Annotated in this window: 15 protein-coding genes; 8 read left to right on the forward strand and 7 right to left on the reverse strand. The window is 60.3% G+C overall.

Translation table 11 applies throughout. From position 1 onward, the window contains the following. The first annotated feature begins 173 nt into the window (after positions 1 to 173). Genes HU755_RS22845 through HU755_RS22855 form a run of 3 tightly spaced genes read left to right on the forward strand, consistent with a single transcriptional unit; the run spans position 174 to position 3,739 of the window. Positions 174 to 833 (forward strand): paraquat-inducible protein A, encoded by a 660-nt coding sequence (locus HU755_RS22845; RefSeq protein ID WP_186551138.1) that lies wholly within the window; start codon positions 174 to 176, stop codon positions 831 to 833. Beyond that, a complete protein-coding gene (locus tag HU755_RS22850; RefSeq protein WP_186551139.1) occupies positions 820 to 1,443 on the forward strand; it encodes a paraquat-inducible protein A in 624 nt (207 codons plus the stop codon). The genes HU755_RS22845 and HU755_RS22850 overlap by 14 nt, the downstream gene beginning before the upstream one ends. After that, positions 1,436 to 3,739 carry an intermembrane transport protein PqiB gene (locus tag HU755_RS22855; protein WP_186636780.1) on the forward strand — a complete coding sequence of 768 codons (2,304 nt, stop codon included), beginning with the start codon at positions 1,436 to 1,438 and terminating at the stop codon, positions 3,737 to 3,739. The genes HU755_RS22850 and HU755_RS22855 overlap by 8 nt, the downstream gene beginning before the upstream one ends. Before the next feature lie 189 nt (positions 3,740 to 3,928). On the opposite strand, the gene mksF is transcribed toward HU755_RS22855, so the two are convergent. The 3 genes from mksF to mksB are packed head-to-tail and all read right to left on the reverse strand — an operon-like array spanning position 3,929 to position 8,737. Further along, the gene (gene mksF, locus HU755_RS22860) at positions 3,929 to 6,769 is read right to left on the reverse strand and encodes an Mks condensin complex protein MksF (protein ID WP_186551141.1); all 2,841 of its coding nucleotides are present in this window, start codon (positions 6,767 to 6,769) and stop codon (positions 3,929 to 3,931) included. Next, positions 6,766 to 7,467, reverse strand: coding sequence for an Mks condensin complex protein MksE (mksE, locus tag HU755_RS22865; protein WP_186636782.1), 702 nt, complete (start codon positions 7,465 to 7,467; stop codon positions 6,766 to 6,768). Before mksE ends, mksF begins: the two co-directional genes overlap by 4 nt. Continuing rightward, complete coding sequence (gene mksB, locus HU755_RS22870) at positions 7,457 to 8,737, reverse strand: Mks condensin complex protein MksB (protein WP_161806067.1); 1,281 nt, start codon at positions 8,735 to 8,737, stop codon at positions 7,457 to 7,459. The genes mksE and mksB overlap by 11 nt, the downstream gene beginning before the upstream one ends. Before the next feature lie 232 nt (positions 8,738 to 8,969). Between mksB and HU755_RS22875 the strand changes: the two genes are divergently transcribed. Beyond that, complete coding sequence (locus tag HU755_RS22875; protein WP_186636891.1) at positions 8,970 to 9,716, forward strand: energy transducer TonB; 747 nt, start codon at positions 8,970 to 8,972, stop codon at positions 9,714 to 9,716. Beyond that, positions 9,709 to 10,161: a ribosomal protein S18-alanine N-acetyltransferase gene (rimI, locus tag HU755_RS22880; RefSeq protein ID WP_186636799.1), complete on the forward strand. Its 453-nt coding sequence runs from the start codon at positions 9,709 to 9,711 to the stop codon at positions 10,159 to 10,161. Before HU755_RS22875 ends, rimI begins: the two co-directional genes overlap by 8 nt. A 100-nt stretch (positions 10,162 to 10,261) precedes the next feature. On the opposite strand, the gene HU755_RS22885 is transcribed toward rimI, so the two are convergent. Then, entirely contained in the window at positions 10,262 to 10,663 is a 402-nt protein-coding gene (locus HU755_RS22885; RefSeq protein WP_186622822.1) for a serine kinase/phosphatase, read from the reverse strand. A gap of 141 nt (positions 10,664 to 10,804) precedes the next feature. On the opposite strand from HU755_RS22885, the gene can reads away from it, so the two are divergent. Further along, a complete protein-coding gene (can, locus tag HU755_RS22890; RefSeq protein WP_053123831.1) occupies positions 10,805 to 11,449 on the forward strand; it encodes a carbonate dehydratase in 645 nt (214 codons plus the stop codon). Between the two features lie 18 nt (positions 11,450 to 11,467). Here can and HU755_RS22895 read toward each other — a convergent pair whose 3' ends face one another. Both HU755_RS22895 and HU755_RS22900 read right to left on the reverse strand, forming a co-directional pair. After that, a complete protein-coding gene (locus HU755_RS22895) occupies positions 11,468 to 11,983 on the reverse strand; it encodes an SET domain-containing protein-lysine N-methyltransferase (protein WP_186636801.1) in 516 nt (171 codons plus the stop codon). Positions 11,984 to 12,159: 176 nt separating this feature from the next. Continuing rightward, entirely contained in the window at positions 12,160 to 13,347 is a 1,188-nt protein-coding gene (locus HU755_RS22900) for a hypothetical protein (RefSeq protein ID WP_186636804.1), read from the reverse strand. Positions 13,348 to 13,566: 219 nt separating this feature from the next. Here HU755_RS22900 and HU755_RS22905 point away from each other — a divergent pair, with 219 nt between their 5' ends. Then, positions 13,567 to 13,857 (forward strand): nucleotidyltransferase family protein, encoded by a 291-nt coding sequence (locus HU755_RS22905; RefSeq protein WP_186551147.1) that lies wholly within the window; start codon positions 13,567 to 13,569, stop codon positions 13,855 to 13,857. Between the two features lie 67 nt (positions 13,858 to 13,924). Here HU755_RS22905 and HU755_RS22910 read toward each other — a convergent pair whose 3' ends face one another. Further along, positions 13,925 to 15,343 carry a short-chain fatty acid transporter gene (locus HU755_RS22910; RefSeq protein WP_159245687.1) on the reverse strand — a complete coding sequence of 473 codons (1,419 nt, stop codon included), beginning with the start codon at positions 15,341 to 15,343 and terminating at the stop codon, positions 13,925 to 13,927. 343 nt (positions 15,344 to 15,686) lie between these two features. Here HU755_RS22910 and HU755_RS22915 point away from each other — a divergent pair, with 343 nt between their 5' ends. Next, positions 15,687 to 17,000: an MFS transporter gene (locus HU755_RS22915; RefSeq protein WP_186636805.1), complete on the forward strand. Its 1,314-nt coding sequence runs from the start codon at positions 15,687 to 15,689 to the stop codon at positions 16,998 to 17,000. Positions 17,001 to 17,061: the final 61 nt, after the last annotated feature.

The following is a 17,061-nucleotide window of genomic DNA, read 5'->3' on the forward strand; positions in this document are numbered from 1 at the left end:
CATGTGAGAGTAGGTCATCGTCAAGATTAAATTCCGAAACCCCAATTGCGAAAGCAGTTGGGGTTTTGTTTTGCCTGTGGAAAAGTTTTGCTCGTAATGACGAACAAAATTGCACAGTTATTTTCGAAGCAGAACACTAGAATAGCCCCACCTTATTCGGAGCCAGAGCCTGTATGTCAGAGTCGGTTGACGCCCCCGGGCTGTCAGATTTACCGCTGGAAGACTTGGTGGCCTGTCATGAGTGCGACCTGCTGATGCGCAAGCCACAACTTGCCCACGGCGAAAAAGCACTCTGCCCACGCTGCGGTTATGAATTATATGCCCACCGCCATAACGTGGTGCAGCGCAGCCTTGCCTTGGTGATCGCAGCATTGCTGTTGTACATCCCGGCAAATTTTTTACCCATCATGCAGCTCAACATCCTCGGACAATCTTCCCAGGACACGGTCTGGAGTGGCGTACTCGGCCTGTTCAACACGGACATGAAGGGTGTGTCGATTGTTGTCTTTCTGTGCAGCATGGCCATACCGCTGGTGAAGTTGTTGTGTCAGTTGTTCGTTTTGCTGACCATTCGTTTTAACGTCGGCCGCAGCTACGGCTTGCTGCTGTATCGCATTTATCACCACCTCAAAGATTGGGGGATGCTCGAGGTATACCTCATGGGTGTGCTGGTGGCGATCGTCAAGTTGGCGGACATGGCAGCGATCACTGTTGGCCTGGGCCTGGTGTGTTTCATTGGTTTGTTGTTGGTCCAGGTCTGGCTGGAAGTGGTGATGTCACCGCATCAGATCTGGCAGGCGTTATCAGGAGAAGATGCTCATGCGGGCGATTGATGCGGGCATTCTGATTTGCATCGAATGTCACGAATTGAACAGGCAGGCCGCGGACACCGATGAGCAAACCTGCACCCGCTGCGGTGCATTGGTCCACGCGCGCCGGCCGAACAGCCTGGCGCGAACCTGGGCCTTGCTGATCACCGCAGCGATTATCTACATCCCCGCCAATGTGCTGCCGATCATGACGGTCAGTTCGCTGGGCCAGGGGGATCCGAGCACGATCATGTCCGGGGTGATTCAACTGGTGCAGCACGGCATGATTCCGATCGCCGCCGTGGTGTTCATCGCCAGTATTCTCGTGCCGACTTTCAAACTGGTCGGTATCGCGCTGTTGTTGTTTTCGGTGCAGCGACGTCAGCCGTTGTCGGCCCGTCAGCGCATCTGGATGTACCGCTTCATTGAGTTCATTGGCCGCTGGTCGATGCTCGATATTTTTGTGATCGCCATTCTCGTGGCGGTCGTCAACTTCGGCCGGCTAGCCAGTGTCGAAGCCAACCTTGGCGCCATCGCCTTCGCCAGTGTGGTGATCCTGACGATGCTCGCCGCAGTAACTTTCGATCCCCGACTGATTTGGGATAACACGGAGTCGGACGACGACCATGACTGATTTGCCTGTAGCGAAAACCCGACCGGCTTCCAACTGGTCTGCCATTTGGGTACTGCCTCTGATTGCGCTGATCATCGGCGGCTGGCTTGGCTGGCGTGCCTGGTCCGAGACCGGTATCGAGATCCAGGTGCGTTTCGAAAGCGGTGAAGGCATCCAGGCCAACAAGACCGAGGTCATGTACAAAGGCATGTCGGTCGGTAAGGTCAAGACCCTCAAACTCGACGATGAAGGCAACTCCAAAGGGGTGATCGCCACTATCGAGATGAACAAGGATGTCGGGCAATACCTCAAGACCAGCACGCGTTTCTGGCTGGTCAAACCGAGCGTGACCCTGGCCGGTATCACCGGGCTTGAAACGCTGGTGTCCGGTAACTACGTGGCGATCAGCCCCGGGGAAGGCGAACCCGTGCGCAAGTTCAAGGCGCTCGCCGAAGAGCCGCCGCTGTCTGACGCCCAGCCAGGCTTGCACCTGACCATCAAGGCAGATCGGCTCGGTTCGCTGAGCCGTGGAAGTCCGGTGTTCTACAAGCAGATCAAAGTGGGTCAGATCAAAAGTTACCTGCTCTCGGAAGACCAGAGCACGGTAGAACTCAAAGTCTTCATCGAGCCGACTTACGCCAAACTGGTGCGCAAACACACGCGCTTCTGGAACGCCAGCGGCATCAGTATCGACGCCAACCTGTCCGGGGTGAAAGTGCGCAGCGAATCGCTGGCGAGCATCGTCGCTGGCGGTATCGCGTTCGCGACCCCGGAGAATCGCAAGGACAGTCCACCGACTGATCCAAGCCTGCCGTTCCGCCTGTATGAGGACTTTGACGCCGCCGCTGCCGGCATTCGCGTCAAGGTCAAACTCAGTGACTTCGAAGGCCTGCAAGCCGGCCGCACGCCGGTGATGTACAAAGGCATTCAGGTCGGCAATCTGAAGGCGCTCAAGGTCGATCCGGACCTGAACAGCGCCACCGCCGAGCTGACCCTCGACCCGCTGGCTGAAGATTATCTGGTCGACGGCACGCAGTTCTGGGTGGTCAAACCGTCGATTTCCCTGGCCGGCATCACCGGCCTGGAAGCGTTGGTGAAGGGCAACTACATCGCTGTGCGCCCCGGTGATAAAGGCGCGGCACCGAAACGCGAGTTTGAGGCACGACCCAAGGCGCCGCCGCTGGATCTACGTTCGCCGGGCCTGCATCTGGTGCTGTTTACCGATGCCCTCGGCTCGATCGAAGTCGGCAGCCCGATTCTGTACAAGCAGGTCAAAGTCGGTTCGGTGCAGAGCTATCAGTTCTCCAGGACCCGTCAGCAAGTGATCATCGGTGTGCATATCGAGAAGGAATACGAGAATCTGGTCAACGCGTCGACGCGCTTCTGGAACGTCAGCGGCATTACGCTGACAGGCGGCCTGACCGGTGGCATCCAGGTGAAAAGTGAATCACTGCAAACCCTGATGGCCGGCGGCATCGCTTTTGAAACACCGCAGGCCAAGGCGCCGCTGCAAAAACGTATCCCGCGCTTCCGTCTGTTCGCCAGCCATGACGATGCCAATCAGAAGGGTGCGGTGGTCACCATCAAGGTCGACCGCGCTGATGGCCTGCGCAGCGGCACGCCGGTCCGCTTCAAGGGGCTGGATGTCGGCAAGATCGAAAGCGTCGATCTGACCGACGATCTGCAGTCGGTGATCCTCACTGCGCGGATCACCGAGGTGCCGGACAAGATCGCGCGAGTGGGCAGTCAGTTCTGGGTGGTCAAGCCGGAATTGGGGCTGATCAAGACTGAAAATCTGGAAACCCTCGTCACCGGTAAATACATCGAGGTACAGCCCGCGCCGAAAAATCTGGGGCCGCAGAAAAACTTTGTCGCCTTGGCGCAAGCACCGGAAGTCACTCGACAGGAAGCCGGCCTGAGCCTGGTATTGAGCGCTGCCCGTCGTGGCTCGCTGAAGCCTGGCGTGCCGGTGACTTACCGTGAAATCACGGTCGGCAAGGTGACCGGATATGAACTGGGGCAGACCGCGGATCGCGTGCTGGTGCACATTCTGATCGAGCCGAAGTACGCGCCGCTGGTGCGCAGCGGCAGTCGGTTCTGGAACACCAGTGGCGTAGGTTTCGATTACGGTTTGTTCAAAGGTGTGACGGTGCGAACCGAGTCGCTGGAGACGCTGATTCAGGGCGGTATCGCTTTCGCCACCCCGGACGGCGAGCGCATGGGCAATCCGGCGCGGGCCGAGCAGACATTCCCGTTGTTCGACAAGTTTGAGGATGAGTGGCTGACGTGGGCGCCGAAGATTCAGCTCGGTAAGTAATCTGAAGTTTATGTGGCGTCTATCAAGACGCCTTCGCGAGCAAGCCCGCTCCCACAGGGGAACGCATTCCAACTGTAGGAGTGAGCCTGCTCGCGATAGGGCCCTGCTAATCAACACATATCCCAGACAATAAAAAAGGGCCGCGATCCCATCAGATCGCGGCCCTTTTATGTTTTCAGTTAACGCCGATCAAACCGCATCCAGCTCCGGCTCATCCGCTTGAACATTCAACGTGGCCTTGACCGCATCATGCCGGCGGATGTACTTCCAGTCCGCTTCATCGATGTAGATCCCCGCCGGGCCGCTGCCACCTTCTAGGTCAATCGCGACACTGGCGCAGACCTGCGGCTTCACGCTCGCCAGAATCGGCACGAAGCCCAGTTGCAGACTGGTTTCCAGCAAGGCCGCCTGGTTTTTCTCGTCGATGTCCGCCGCCTCGTCGAGGTAGTACGGCAGACGCACGCGGCCGGCCAGATCGCGGTCCATCAAGTGCAGCAACAAGTACATGTTGGTCAGCGCCTTGATGGTCATGGTCGTACCGTTGGACGCCGCGCCGTCGATGTCGGTGTGGATCACTGGCTGACCATTGACCTTGGTGATCTCGAAGGCCAGTTCGAACAAGTCCTTGAGGCCGAGCTGGTTGTGGTTTGCCGCCACCAGCCGCGCCAGGTATTCCTTGGCCTCTTCGTTCTTGTTGTCCTGCTCGGCGCTCTGGCTCAGGTCGAATACCGACAGGGTTTCGCCTTCCTCGTACTGGCCGGCACTGTGGATGATCTGGTCGATGTGCTTGAGCGCTTCCTTGTTCGGTGCGAGGACGATGCGGAAGCTCTGCAGGTTCGAAACCTGACGCTTGTTGATCTCACGGTTGAACAGCGCCAATTGATGCTCGAGGCTGTCGTAGTCGCTGCGGATGTTGCGCAGAGTGCGGGCGATGTCGGTGACTGCCGCGCGCCGCGCTTTGCCCAGCGTCAGCGCTTCATCGGTGCGATGCGCGTAAGCGTTGATCAGCAACGACAGACGCCGCTCCATATCGTCTTCGCTGTCGAACTTCGCCACACCTTTCAGACGCACTTGCGCGTACAGCGCTTCGATCTGGCCATCGGCACGCAGCAGGCCCTGCCAGCTGTCTTGATAGTCGTTGAGCAGCGGCAGCAGGTTGTCCATCGAATCATCGACCGGATCCATGAACGGCGTGCCGAACGGCAGATCCGCCGGCAGCAGCTGACGACGGCGCAATGCATCGTCGAGAGTGCGTTGCTTGGCTTCCATGTCAGCGATCTGCCGGCCGACCAGTTGCAGCTTGGCCGACAGTTGCTGGACGCGCTCGGTGAAGGCGTCGCTGGAGCGCTTGAGTTCGTCCTGCGCGGCTTCCATCTGCGCCAGTTGTTCGAGCTTGTCGCCTTCTTCGGCGCTCAGGGTCTGGGTGCGACGGAAATCTTCCAGCGCCTTCTGCGCATCCAGCACCTGCTGGTACAGCGCTTCGGTCTGGGTCTTGCTCGCGGCGCGGTCGGCGGCCACGGCTTGCTGGGTCTTCAGCTGCTTGAGCTCTTTTTCCAAACGCTCTTTCTGATCACGCAACGCGGCGCGGTCGGCCAGCGCTTGCAGAGCTGGCGGCTCGATGTGCGAGATGTCGATGGACAGACCCGGCACTTCGAAACGCTCGCCTTTGAAGCCATCAAGAATCAGCTCGACCGATTTGACCCACTCGCCGTTCTCATCGAGGGTAATGCCGTGTTCGCCCAGCGGCAGGCTGAACAGTGCGCTGTTGAACAGGCGCATCAGACGCTCGACGTCCTGTTGCGAAAACTCTTCGCGCAGGCGCGCGTAGCTGTTGTTGTCGGCGTGATCGAGTTGCTGCTTCACCGACTTCAGGCGTTTTTCCAGATCGCGCAGGCGCTCTTCGAGATCTTCGGCGCTGAACTGACGCGACTGCGCCAAGGCACCGGCCAGTTCGTCGTGAGCATCCTTGGCGGCGAGTAATTGCTGCTCGAGCACTTTGACGTCATCGACCAGGGCGAAGCGGTTCTTCAACACCGACAGCTCGCCGAGCCAGCGCTGAATACCGGAGATCTCCCGCTCCAGGCGCATCAGTTCCTGTGTGCCGCCGCGCTGATCGTTTTGCAGATCGTCTTGCTCGCGGCGGTAGTGTTCGGCCTGAATGGTCAGCTCTTCCTTACGCGCAGTCGCGTAGTCTGACCAGGTGCCGAGCAAGGAATCGAGCAGCGGCGACAAGCGATGCAATTTGCCGCGCAGCACGTCGCGCTGCTTCACGCCGTTGGCCAACGCTTCAACCAACGGGCCGGCAGCCACCAGCGAGTTGTAATCCTGCTCCATGCGCCGCACATCGCGGAAGGCTTCTTCGCACGCGGCGATGTAATCGACGCTGCCGGAACGCAAGCTGTGCTCGAAAGCATCGAGGAACAGTTGCTTGAGCTTGGCCGCGGTGATTTCGCGCATGTGCAGCAAGTTGATGAACAGCGCACGGAAAGTCTTCAGGCTCTGCTCGCTGGTCGAACGCAGCGGGATCAGCGTCAGGTCGAGCGGGATCGACGTGTGACCGCCGACCAGCAAACGGCGCAGTTCGTCCGGCTTGAGTTCGTAGGCTTTGAGGCCTTCTTTCTCGAGATTGCTGAACAGTTCTTTCTGGCGCAGGCAGGTGTCGTTTTTCTGGTAATGGGCCAGATCGAGCTTGCCGGCGTAGGCGAAGAACTGGTGACCGAAACCACCGCCCGGGCCGCGGCCGACCACACCGATCACGTGCGGGCCGTGGGGCAGATTGACTTCGACGAGGATGTAACTGGTGTCGGAAGCAAAGTAGAAACGCCGCGATTGTTCGAGGCTGTACTTGCCGAAACTCATGTCTGACATGCGCGCCAGAATCGGAAACTGCAAAGCGTTGATCGACGCCGATTTACCGAGGTTGTTCGCGCCGTAGACCGACAGCGGTTCTTCCAGCGGGAACAGGCCGAGGCTGTAACCGGCGGTGTTCAAAAGGGCAAAGCGGCGGATGCCGTAGCGTTCCTGGCTCATGCGTCGGACTCCTGTTCTTCGGCAATGGCGCGGGCCAGTGCGTCTTCTTCGCTTTCTTCTTCAAATTCGCTCAGGTCGAGCGGATCGTCGGTTTCGAGGAATTTCGCTTCGGCTTCTTCGTCGATCAGCACCGGCGCCGGCAGCGGCAGGACGCTGTGTACGCTGGCGGCCAGATCGCGGTCCTGCTGGACTGACAGGCACACGTCGAGGAAGCGGTGCATCGGCGGCAGGAAGCGGTACACGCCGTTCTCTTCGCCGGCGAAACCGAGCTGGGTCATGCGGCGCATGATCTTTTCTTCGAGTTCTTCGACGGTCTGCACTTCGGCCTGAATGAACAGGTCGCGGTACTTGTCCAGCAGCGACGGGAGTTCTTCGCGGCCGAGGCTGCCGCCATCAAGCACGGCGATCGGGTCGCGGCCCTGGTCGGCCAGATGCTCGACGAGGATGAAGGTGAACAGCGCCAGACGTTGGGCGGTCTTGTTCACCGCGGCGGCGGCCATGTCTGGCACGAAGTAATAAAAACCACGGGTATCGCAGACCAGTTCAAAGCCCAACGCCTTGAACAGCATGCGGTACTGGTCCTGGAAATTCGACAGTTGTGCGTACAGCTCAGGATCACGGCGGCTGACGTGGTAACCCTTGAACAACTCGCGGAAGATCGGCGCCAGTTGCGACAGTTCGGATAGATCAAGATGCATGGGGGATGCTCGCAGAATCCTCGGCGGCAGTGTCGCTGGCCGAGAGCAGGGCGAAGGAGCGCAGGCTGACCTGGTGCTCGTGAGTGTGGTATTCGCGGCGTTCGAGACGCTCGCGCTTGAAGCGTTTTTCCCGCGACAGGCGCGAGAACCAGTAAAGCAATTCGTCGGTGGCGCCGTCCGGTTCCTGCTCCAGCAGCCAGGTCATCAGATCCGGCATCGGCAGGGACTCTTCACAACGGTCGACCATCTCGCGCACGGTACGTGGCGCACGTGGAGCATCGCCAGTCTTTTGTGTCTTGTGCGCCTTGGGGAAGCGCGCCGGTTTCGGCTCGAAACGCGCCAAGGCGTAAACGTAAGCTTCGACCTGACTGGCGCTGCCGAGGAAAGTGCTTTGCGGGCGGGTGAACAGCGGCATTGCCGCCTGCGGTACGGCGTCGATGCCTTTACGGCGAATCGCCGCCAGCGCCAGTGCGGCGCCACGGGTCACGGCGTTGTGCCGGCGCGCTTCTTCACGCAACGGCAGTAGCAGTTCGCGGGCATGGCGTAGGGTCAGTTGCGCGCTGGTCTGCATTTCGAGGATGCGCGCGTGGGTGCGCAGGAGCATGTCGTCATCGACCAGATGGCCGAGGCGCTGCTGTTCGCTGAGCATCTTCAGCAATACCGTTTCGACCTTGCGCACGCCTTGTTCGAAGGCGCCGTCGGCGTTGACCAGATCGATCATCGGTTCGACGTATTCGTCCCACGTCGCCAACACTTCGGCATAACGCTGACGCAGCGGAATCTGCCGGTCGCTGGTCTTGGCCCGTTCGGCGACCGCCACCAGCGCCTGTTCGTCGTTGTCGAGTTTCTTCAGTACGTCGCGCACGCGCATGTCGAGCAGACGCAATTGGCGGGCCAGGTCGTTGCCGTCGCGAACGTCGAACGCGTCCTGGATATAACCGGCCAGACGTTCGAGGTGGCGCAGGTAGGCTTCGATCTCCAGGCACAGCCCCAGACGGTGTTCGCGGCGCAGATAGGCAAGGAAGTCATGAATTTGCGCGTTCAGCTCGAAGCGGTTCGGGCTTTTCGCCACCGGAACCAGAATATCGAGGCGGATCCACACGTCGAGCAGGCTGGTGATGTCCTGCGGCGTGCTGTCGAGTTGTTGGGCGGCCAGTTGCGTGCGCAGTTCGTTGAGGCTCAGGGTGCCTTGGTCGAAGTGCTCGCACAGTGGCTCCAGAAGTGCCCAGTGTTCAGCGAGGGCGCGCAAGACGCGCTTGGGTTCGATCATCGGAATGGCCGGCTGGTTGGCGATTAAAAGCGGCGATTGTACTGCATCGCAGGCGTGTCGATTCACTCTCGGGACGGGCTGTCGCATTCTTTGCTTAAAGCGCGTCGACAAAGAGTGTCGATCAACAACGGGCGATCTTGAACGAAGGGCGGTAGAATCAGCACACTTTCCGTTATCCACAAGTGGCCGACCCTTGCTTATCGAGTCCCGCCGCCGCGCCTATTTGAACGCCATGCAGGTGGTCAACTGGCTGCCGCGCACCGAACTGCCTTTCGCCGCACCGTCGCGGCCCGAGCTGCTGCAGATGCCCGAGCCTGAGGTCGAGGTTGCGGTTGTGCCGGCGCCTCAGGCCGAAGCGCCGGTAGCCCCTGCCGCGCGTGCGCCCGAGCGACCGAAAATCGAAGTTCCGCGTCCGTCGTTGGCCAGTACCCGAAACGGCGCCAAACCGGTGGAGGTGGTCGACGACACGCCTGTGGTCGTCAAGCCTGCGCCAGTGCCGCCGCCGCGTTTTGCCCTGCAACTGCTGCGCGCCGGACGCTGTCTGCTGCTGGTCGAGTTACCCACAGGCGAAGCGTTCCAGAGCCGCGATCCGGCGTATCTGCTGCTCAAGGACATGTTGCGCGCCGCCGGTCTGCCGGATGCGCCGCAGATTGTCGGCGAGCCGGTGCGCTGGCCATGGCTTAACCGCGGCACGCTGGATCAAGGCCCGGAAGCGGCGCGTGACTTCGTTCAGGGCTTCCTGTCCGTGCAAATGGAAACGGCGCCATGCGCCTGCCTCTGGCTGATCGGTCTGCCGGCGGTGCGGTTTGCCGGTGAAGCGGACGCGGAAGCATTCAATCGTGAATTGCAGATCGAAGGTCTCGGTTCGGCCTGGGCCATTCCCGGTCTGGAATTGTTAATGGAAGAGCCCCAGCGCAAGGCCGCTGTGTGGCAAGCCATGCGTCGGCTGATGGCGCGCTGGAAAGAATCGAATGAGTGACGCGGTAACCTTCCGTCCGATGACCGAGGCGGATCTCGAGGCAGTGCTGAAAATCGAATATGCCGCGTACAGTCATCCGTGGACTCGGGGGATTTTTCTTGATGGACTGGGCAAATACCAGATCTGGCTGATGTTCGAAGGGCAGCAGCAGGTTGGACACGGTGTGGTGCAGATCATTCTCGATGAGGCACACCTGCTCAATATCACCGTGAAGCCGGAAAATCAGGGGCGCGGCCTGGGGCTGGCGTTGCTCGAGCATTTGATGTCGCGTGCGTATGCGGCCGAGGCCCGGGAGTGTTTCCTCGAAGTACGGGACAGCAATACCGCGGCATTCAAGTTGTATGAACGGTATGGCTTCAACGAGATAGGCCGGCGTCGGGATTATTATCCGGCGGTGGGTGGGCGCGAGGATGCGGTGGTCATGGCCTGCACCTTGGTGGATTAGGCCTTAAAAGCATCGCGAGCAGGCTCACTCCTACAATTTGGAATGTGTTCCCCTGTAGGAGTGAGCCTGCTCGCGATAGCGATTTATCAAGCGCCGCTGATCACCGCTTGCCATCCAGCGGATCCAGATCCGCCATCTCAGCCTCATCCAGCCCGTCACCCCCGCCGATGTCATTCTCATCGACCACACTCAAATCCCAATCCGCCTGCTCACCCTCGCCGATTTCCTCGGCATCCCGGGCGCCATCGTCGCGAATCAGGGTTTCCGGGCTCATATCATCGTCGGTGGGCTGACGATCATCCATCGACGCGCCCGTCATGCCCGCCTCACGCACGCGCTCACGGGGCATCAGTTGGTCGCGTTCACGCTCGGGCAGCTCATCACCAATCTTCGCGGTCTCCTCGTCGTCAAAATCCAGCTCACGCACCGAACCCATGCGGTCTTCGTTATCATCGATGGGCTCCGGTTGCACCGCATCATAAGGGCGTCGTGAATCAGTCATGGCAATTCCTCGTACTGTGGGCCTTACTGAGGTGGACTCACCGGGCGCGCAAGAATTCCAACGGAAACACTTTGCGATGATGGCGTGACCCCGACGGGCGGTTGTCTGTCATACCAGCGCATCTTTCTTGAGGCCTTACACATGCACGATCTACAAGACCTGATTGATAACAACGAGCGTTGGGCTGACGCGATCACCAAGGAAGACCCGGATTTCTTCGCCAAACTGGCGCGCCAGCAGACCCCGGAATACCTGTGGATCGGTTGCTCCGACGCACGCGTGCCAGCCAACGAAATCGTCGGCATGCTGCCGGGGGATCTGTTTGTTCACCGGAACGTTGCCAATGTGGTGCTGCACACCGACCTCAACTGCCTGTCGGTGATCCAGTACGCGGTCGATGTGCTCAAGGTCAAACACATCCTCGTCACCGGTCACTACGGCTGCGGCGGCGTGCGCGCATCGATGCAGGATCGCCAGTTCGGCCTGATCGACGGCTGGCTACGTTCGATCCGCGACTTGTATTACGAAAAACGCGAAGAGCTGGCCAAGTTGCCGACCGAAGAAGAGCAAGTCGACCGGATGTGCGAACTCAACGTGATCCAGCAAGTGGCGAATGTCGCGCACACCAGCATCATCCAGAACGCCTGGCATCGCGGGCAGAGCCTGTCGATCCACGGCTGCATCTATGGCATCAAGGACGGCCGCTGGAAAAGCCTGAATACGACCATCAGCGGTTTCGAGCAGTTGCCGCCGCAGTATCGCCTGCGTCCGGTCGGCGCGCCTTGATCGCACCGTTCAGTGTGATCATCGGCAGCGCCAGCGTTGCAGAAAATGCAGGCCCTCGATCGTGGGTGGTTCGTCGTAACCGGTGATCCACCCGCGGCAACGTGGCGAACCGCACTGGCAAGCGAACTGGCGCAGCAGTCTGTCTTCGGTGGTGGCGTAATCCATGGTCAAGCGTTCGCCGCTGTGGATATCTTTCAACGCCCATAGCCATAACTCGCTCACGTCGAGAAAGACGTTGGGGTCGCAGGCATGCTGGAGCAATCCGCAGAAGCGCGGATCGTAGACATGAATGCCGGTCAGCAATTGCCGCGTGTGTCGGCAGCGGTAGGGCAATAATTGACCGGAAACCCTGCACATTCGCCGCGCTTGCAGGAATTCGCGGCGCGTTGCCACCGCTACCCCGTGACCGCCGTCGTCGTGGACGATCTCAAAATCGCTGCTGGAAGGAAAACCGAGACGCACGGGCAGGCCGGCGAACGGGTAGATACCTTTGGTATCCGGTGGTGCGGTTGAAGCCATGGCGTGGGTATTCATCACGATCCTTGTCGCAATGCCATTGCGACTTCCTCGGTTGACGTCCTGTCAACTTGCGTATCACTTGGATCCAATCTTGTCGCATTAGGTATAGCCGGTCTACTGTCAGATCTGACAGGCGATTTAGGCGTATTCCCGCGTCAGCCTTTGCCGACACGGGAACCGCACCGAAGCGGTTACAGGTGCGGCGCTGCAACGGCCGGTGTTGGCAGAGGCGCTCTGAGTTGCTGGAGTTGCGCTTTGACCGGCGTGCTCGCGCACTGGGTGGCGGCCTGCTCCGGGGTCAGGTTGCGGATCGAGGTGTAGAACAATTCGCAGGTTTTGACCTTCTGAGTGACTTGCCAGGTCTGCGTGCAGCTATTGAGCAGAGCGGAAGGGTTGCTGCCCGGTTTGCTGCCCATCCCCGCCTGCCAGCAAGCCGCACTCAAATCCTGTCCCATGACGCGCAGGCCCGCCGCGTCAGCCTTGGCCTGTGCATCTTCGCCGGTGTAGCTCTTCGGGTCGGCGGCGTACCAGATATAGCTCGGATGGTTGGAACCCAGCACCGGCACGTTCACCCCTTCGCTCGGGCTGATGGTCGCCAGCCCCAGTACAGCCACCGTCGGCCCGTATTGCTGCTTGATCCAGTTACGCACCGGTGCGCCGAACGCAACCATCGGCAGCGTTGTGCCGCTGGCGGTCTGGCTGAACTGTTTGACCAGCGTGGTCTGGTAATCCTTGAAGTAAGCATAAACGCCTTCCAGATCACTGCCGGCGTTGGACGGCGCGGCAATCGGGGCGATGTCGATGATGGTCTGGAACGCCGGCGTCTGCTCCGCCGGGATGCCGTTGTCGGTGAGCAGCGTTGCCCAGCGATCGGTGGTGTTGGAGCGCAGGTAGTCCTGCGCCTGGGTCAGCGAGTAATCCGGCGGGAAGTGCAGCAACTCGACGCTTTTGCGGTTTTCCAGGGCCATGCCCAGCGGCAGGAACAGGTACCAGCTGTAAGCCCACTTGCCATCGGCGTTGAGTCTGCTTGCACCGCTATAGGCCAGGTCGCCGGCATCGAGCAGCGCGGACAGCGGCTTGTCGTAGCCCACAGGTACGCCGGTGATTTCGGCGTAGAGCTGATCGTTATCGGTTTTCACCCGCACTTTTGCATCGGGATAACCGTCGCGCTGTACGCTCTGGCTCAGATAATGGGCGACGGTCTGCTCCAGCGTCCAGTTGCGGAAGCAGATCACGCTGCAGTTGTTGGGGTAGGCGAAGAGGCGGGTGACGCGCTCGGTACTGCCCAGCTTCAGGTCGACATCGGCGTGGGCGGCGGCGCTCAACGTGAGCGCGGCGAGGGCCAGTGCGGCGGGGGTAAGTCCTGCGAATTTGAACATGCTCAGATCCTTTTCAGCGTGGGTTCCCCGCGAACGTGGGGGCGCTTCATAGTGGATCAGCTGTGTTTGACAGGAAAGCGGTTGGTTGTGGATTCTTGCCGGAATGCTGTTTGCTCAGGCAGTGCACATGCAATGTTACGGCTGGGCCAGCAAGCGCGCTGCCTGGCACGCGTGCGCACTGCTAGACTGCAGCGACATTGAATTTTTCACGGGTGAGTCATGAAACCTTCTACTGCTCTTGATATGCAAAGGTCCGCCGTCCGCGAAGTGATCGGGCGCTTTCGCGTGGCCAACCCGCGTGTATTTGGTTCGGCATTGTCGGGAACGGATCTGGACGGTAGCGATCTGGATCTGCTGGTGGATCCGCTGCCCGGCACCACGCTTTTTGATCTGGGCGGACTTCAGGTTGAACTTGAAGACCTGCTAGGCGTTGCGGTCGAAGTATTGACGCCGGGAGACCTGCCAGTGAAATTTCGTCAGCAGGTGCTTGATCAGGCGCGCCCCGTCTAAAACAGCGAGCAAGTCCTTGCGAAGTATTTGAATGCACCTGCCCTTGAGCAAGTGCATTTACATCAACCTACGGCATCACCGGCGGCGTATACGCCAATGTCGTCCCCAGCGCCCACAGCAACAGCAGCACCAGCGGCGTGTGCACCAGCAGTTGCACGAACGAGAAGCCGATCAGGTCCCGCGCTTTCAAACCGAGCACGCCGAGCAGCGGCAGCATGTAGAACGGGTTGATCAGGTTGGGCAATGCTTCTGCTGCGTTGTAGATCTGCACCGCCCAGCCGAGGTGGTATTGCAGGTCGTTGGCGACTTGCATCACATACGGCGCTTCGATGATCCACTTGCCGCCGCCCGACGGAATGAAAAAGCCGAGAATCGCCGAGTACACGCCCATCAGCAACGCGTAGGTGTCGTGGGAGGCGATGCTGACGAAAAACGTTGAAATGTGATGGGCCAGGGTCTGTGCGTCTGCGCCTTTGACCGTGGTCATCAGCGCGGCGATCGAGCCATACAGCGGAAACTGGATCAGCACGCCGGTGGTGGTCGGTACCGCGCGGGCCACGGCATCGAGAAAGCTGCGCGGGCGCCAGTGCAGCAGTGCGCCAAGCATGATGAACAGGAAGTTGTAGGTATTCAGGCCGGAAATCGCCGTAATCGCCGGTTTCGTCGAGAACTCATGAAACAGCCATCCGGCCGCCAGCAGCACCAGCACAATGATCAACAACGGGCTGTGTTCCAGCCATTCGCCGGGGCGAGTGCGCGGTTGCAGCGGCGGCAGATTGAAGGCCGGGTCGATGCCGCAGGCCTCGGCGTCGCGTGCCGAGTTCGGTCCGGGGGCGGTGGCGTAGGCGATGATGATCGAGATAACGATCAGCGCCAGCAGCATGACGCCGGACTGCCAGAGGAAAATGGTTTCGGTGAACGGAATCACCCCGGTGATCGATAGAATCGACGGCGGCAGGCTGCCAGGGTTGGCCTGCAACTGCGCGGCCGATGACGACAAGCCCAGCGCCCACACCGCGCCGAGGCCTAGATAGGCGGCGGCACCGGCGGCGCGATAATCCATTTTCAGATCGGTGCGGCGGGCAAGGGCGCGCACCAGCAGCCCGCCGAACACCAGCGACAGGCCCCAGTTGAGCAGAGACGCGACCATCGAGATCAGCGCTACCCAGGCTACGGCGGAGCGACCGTTCTTTGGGATGCGCGCCAGCTTGTCGATCAGTTTGACCGCGGGCGGTGAGCTGGCGACAACGTAGCCGCCGATCACCACGAAAGCCATCTGCATGGTGAAGGGGATCAAGCTCCAGAAGCCGTCACCGAAGGCCATGGCTGCAGCGGTGGGTTTAGCGCCCATGGCCAGCGTGGCCAGGGCAACGATGATCACGGCCAACGCGGCGAACACCCAGGAGTCGGGAAACCAGCGTTCGGCAAAACTTGAACAGCGCAGGGCAAAGCGCGCGGAGCGGCTATCTTCGATATCAACGGCCACGGGATGTACCTCGGATTTTTATGGTTATTTTGATCCGTGGGAGCAGTCGCCCGGCTCGACAGTCACAGAGATCCCCTGTGGGAGCGAGCCTGCTCGCGAAGACGTCGGCACATTCAGCATCAGGTTGTCTGAACTGACGCTTTCGCGAGCAGGCTCGCTCCCACATGGGCGGCTGGTCGGTGTTGGCGTGGTCCCTTGGACAGGCACTAACAGTAAATCAAGCGCTGCCCATTTGTTGAGCAGGTTTTTCGCAAACCGAGACTATGGTCTGACGGGTTGTCGATCAGTGCTTTTGCGTAGACCATGGGCGCCTTGGTTTTTGCCGATGCCTGAGTTTTTTGTCATGACTGCCAATTCCCCAGCCCGACCGGCGCCATTCAGCCGTTCCGACTACAAGACCCTCGGCCTTGCGGCGCTCGGCGGCGCTCTGGAAATCTACGATTTCATCATTTTCGTATTCTTCGCGCTGACCCTGAGTCAACTGTTCTTCCCGCCGGAAATGCCCGAGTGGCTGCGTCTGCTGCAAAGCTTCGGCATCTTCGTCACCGGTTACCTGGCGCGGCCATTGGGCGGGATACTGATGGCGCATTTCGCCGATCGCCTGGGCCGCAAAAAGGTTTTCAGCCTGAGCATCCTGATGATGGCGCTGCCGTGCCTGCTGATCGGCATCATGCCGACCTACGCCCAGATCGGCTATTTCGCACCTCTGCTGTTGCTGGCGCTGCGCATCCTCCAGGGCGCGGCGGTGGGCGGCGAAGTGCCGAGCGCCTGGGTGTTCGTTGCCGAGCATGCGCCGACCGGCCATCGCGGCTACGCGCTGGGATTTCTTCAGGCCGGCCTGACCTTCGGTTACTTGATCGGCGCACTGACCGCGACCTTTCTCGCGCAAGTTTTCACGCCCGCAGAAATCCTCGACTACGCGTGGCGTTACCCCTTTCTGCTCGGCGGCGTGTTCGGTGTGATCGGCGTTTATCTGCGTCGCTGGCTCAGCGAAACCCCGGTGTTCATGGCCATGGAGGCGCAGCGTGAGGCGCGGATCGAGCTGCCGCTGCGCACGGTGCTGCGTGAACACCGTCTGGCCATGCTGCCGGCGATGCTGCTGACCTGTGTGCTGACTTCCGCGGTGGTGGTGTTCGTCGTCGTCACGCCGACGATGATGCAGAAAACTTTCGGCATGACCGCCAGCCATACCTTTGGTCTCAGTGCCTTGGGCATCGTCTTCCTCAATATCGGCTGCGTGATCGCCGGGCTGTTGGTCGATCGCATTGGCGCGTGGCGCACGGTCATGCTGTACAGCCTGTTGCTGCCGCTGGGCATTGGCGTGTTGTATGGCTGCCTGATCACGGGTGGCCACTGGGTCGGCATTGCTTACGCGGTGGCGGGTCTCGCCTGCGGCGTCGTCGGCGCGGTCCCGTCGGTGATGGTGGGATTGTTCCCAGCGCGTATTCGCGTGTCGGGCATTTCCTTCACCTACAACATTGCCTACGCCGCGTGGGCAAGTATCACACCGCTAATGCTGATTGGTCTGATGCCGTGGAGCCCATGGATATGCGTAATGTTCTGTGCGGTGATGGGCGCGGTGGGGATGCTGACGGCGGCGTATTTCGGTGCGCGCATGCCGCGCACGGGACCGTGTCAGGCTGCCGGCGCCGTCTGAGCCGAAAGCGCCGAACTATTTTCGACTGACGGGTCGCAAAGTCGCTTCAGAAAAGCCTTCC

It is taken from the genome of Pseudomonas sp. SWRI111 (assembly GCF_014268555.1).
Classification (GTDB): Bacteria; Pseudomonadota; Gammaproteobacteria; order Pseudomonadales; family Pseudomonadaceae; genus Aquipseudomonas; species Aquipseudomonas hamedanensis.

What these genes read in the sequence shown, in the direction of transcription:
- HU755_RS22845 (WP_186551138.1), top strand. Translation starts at nt 174, where the DNA reads ATGTCAGAGTCGGTTGACGCCCCCGGGCTGTCAGATTTACCGCTGGAA.
- HU755_RS22850 (WP_186551139.1), top strand. Translation starts at nt 820, where the DNA reads ATGCGGGCGATTGATGCGGGCATTCTGATTTGCATCGAATGTCACGAA.
- HU755_RS22855 (WP_186636780.1), top strand. Translation starts at nt 1,436, where the DNA reads ATGACTGATTTGCCTGTAGCGAAAACCCGACCGGCTTCCAACTGGTCT.
- mksF (WP_186551141.1), bottom strand. Translation starts at nt 6,769, where the DNA reads ATGAGCCAGGAACGCTACGGCATCCGCCGCTTTGCCCTTTTGAACACC.
- mksE (WP_186636782.1), bottom strand. Translation starts at nt 7,467, where the DNA reads ATGCATCTTGATCTATCCGAACTGTCGCAACTGGCGCCGATCTTCCGC.
- mksB (WP_161806067.1), bottom strand. Translation starts at nt 8,737, where the DNA reads ATGATCGAACCCAAGCGCGTCTTGCGCGCCCTCGCTGAACACTGGGCA.
- HU755_RS22875 (WP_186636891.1), top strand. Translation starts at nt 8,970, where the DNA reads ATGCAGGTGGTCAACTGGCTGCCGCGCACCGAACTGCCTTTCGCCGCA.
- rimI (WP_186636799.1), top strand. Translation starts at nt 9,709, where the DNA reads ATGAGTGACGCGGTAACCTTCCGTCCGATGACCGAGGCGGATCTCGAG.
- HU755_RS22885 (WP_186622822.1), bottom strand. Translation starts at nt 10,663, where the DNA reads ATGACTGATTCACGACGCCCTTATGATGCGGTGCAACCGGAGCCCATC.
- can (WP_053123831.1), top strand. Translation starts at nt 10,805, where the DNA reads ATGCACGATCTACAAGACCTGATTGATAACAACGAGCGTTGGGCTGAC.
- HU755_RS22895 (WP_186636801.1), bottom strand. Translation starts at nt 11,983, where the DNA reads ATGAATACCCACGCCATGGCTTCAACCGCACCACCGGATACCAAAGGT.
- HU755_RS22900 (WP_186636804.1), bottom strand. Translation starts at nt 13,347, where the DNA reads ATGTTCAAATTCGCAGGACTTACCCCCGCCGCACTGGCCCTCGCCGCG.
- HU755_RS22905 (WP_186551147.1), top strand. Translation starts at nt 13,567, where the DNA reads ATGAAACCTTCTACTGCTCTTGATATGCAAAGGTCCGCCGTCCGCGAA.
- HU755_RS22915 (WP_186636805.1), top strand. Translation starts at nt 15,687, where the DNA reads ATGACTGCCAATTCCCCAGCCCGACCGGCGCCATTCAGCCGTTCCGAC.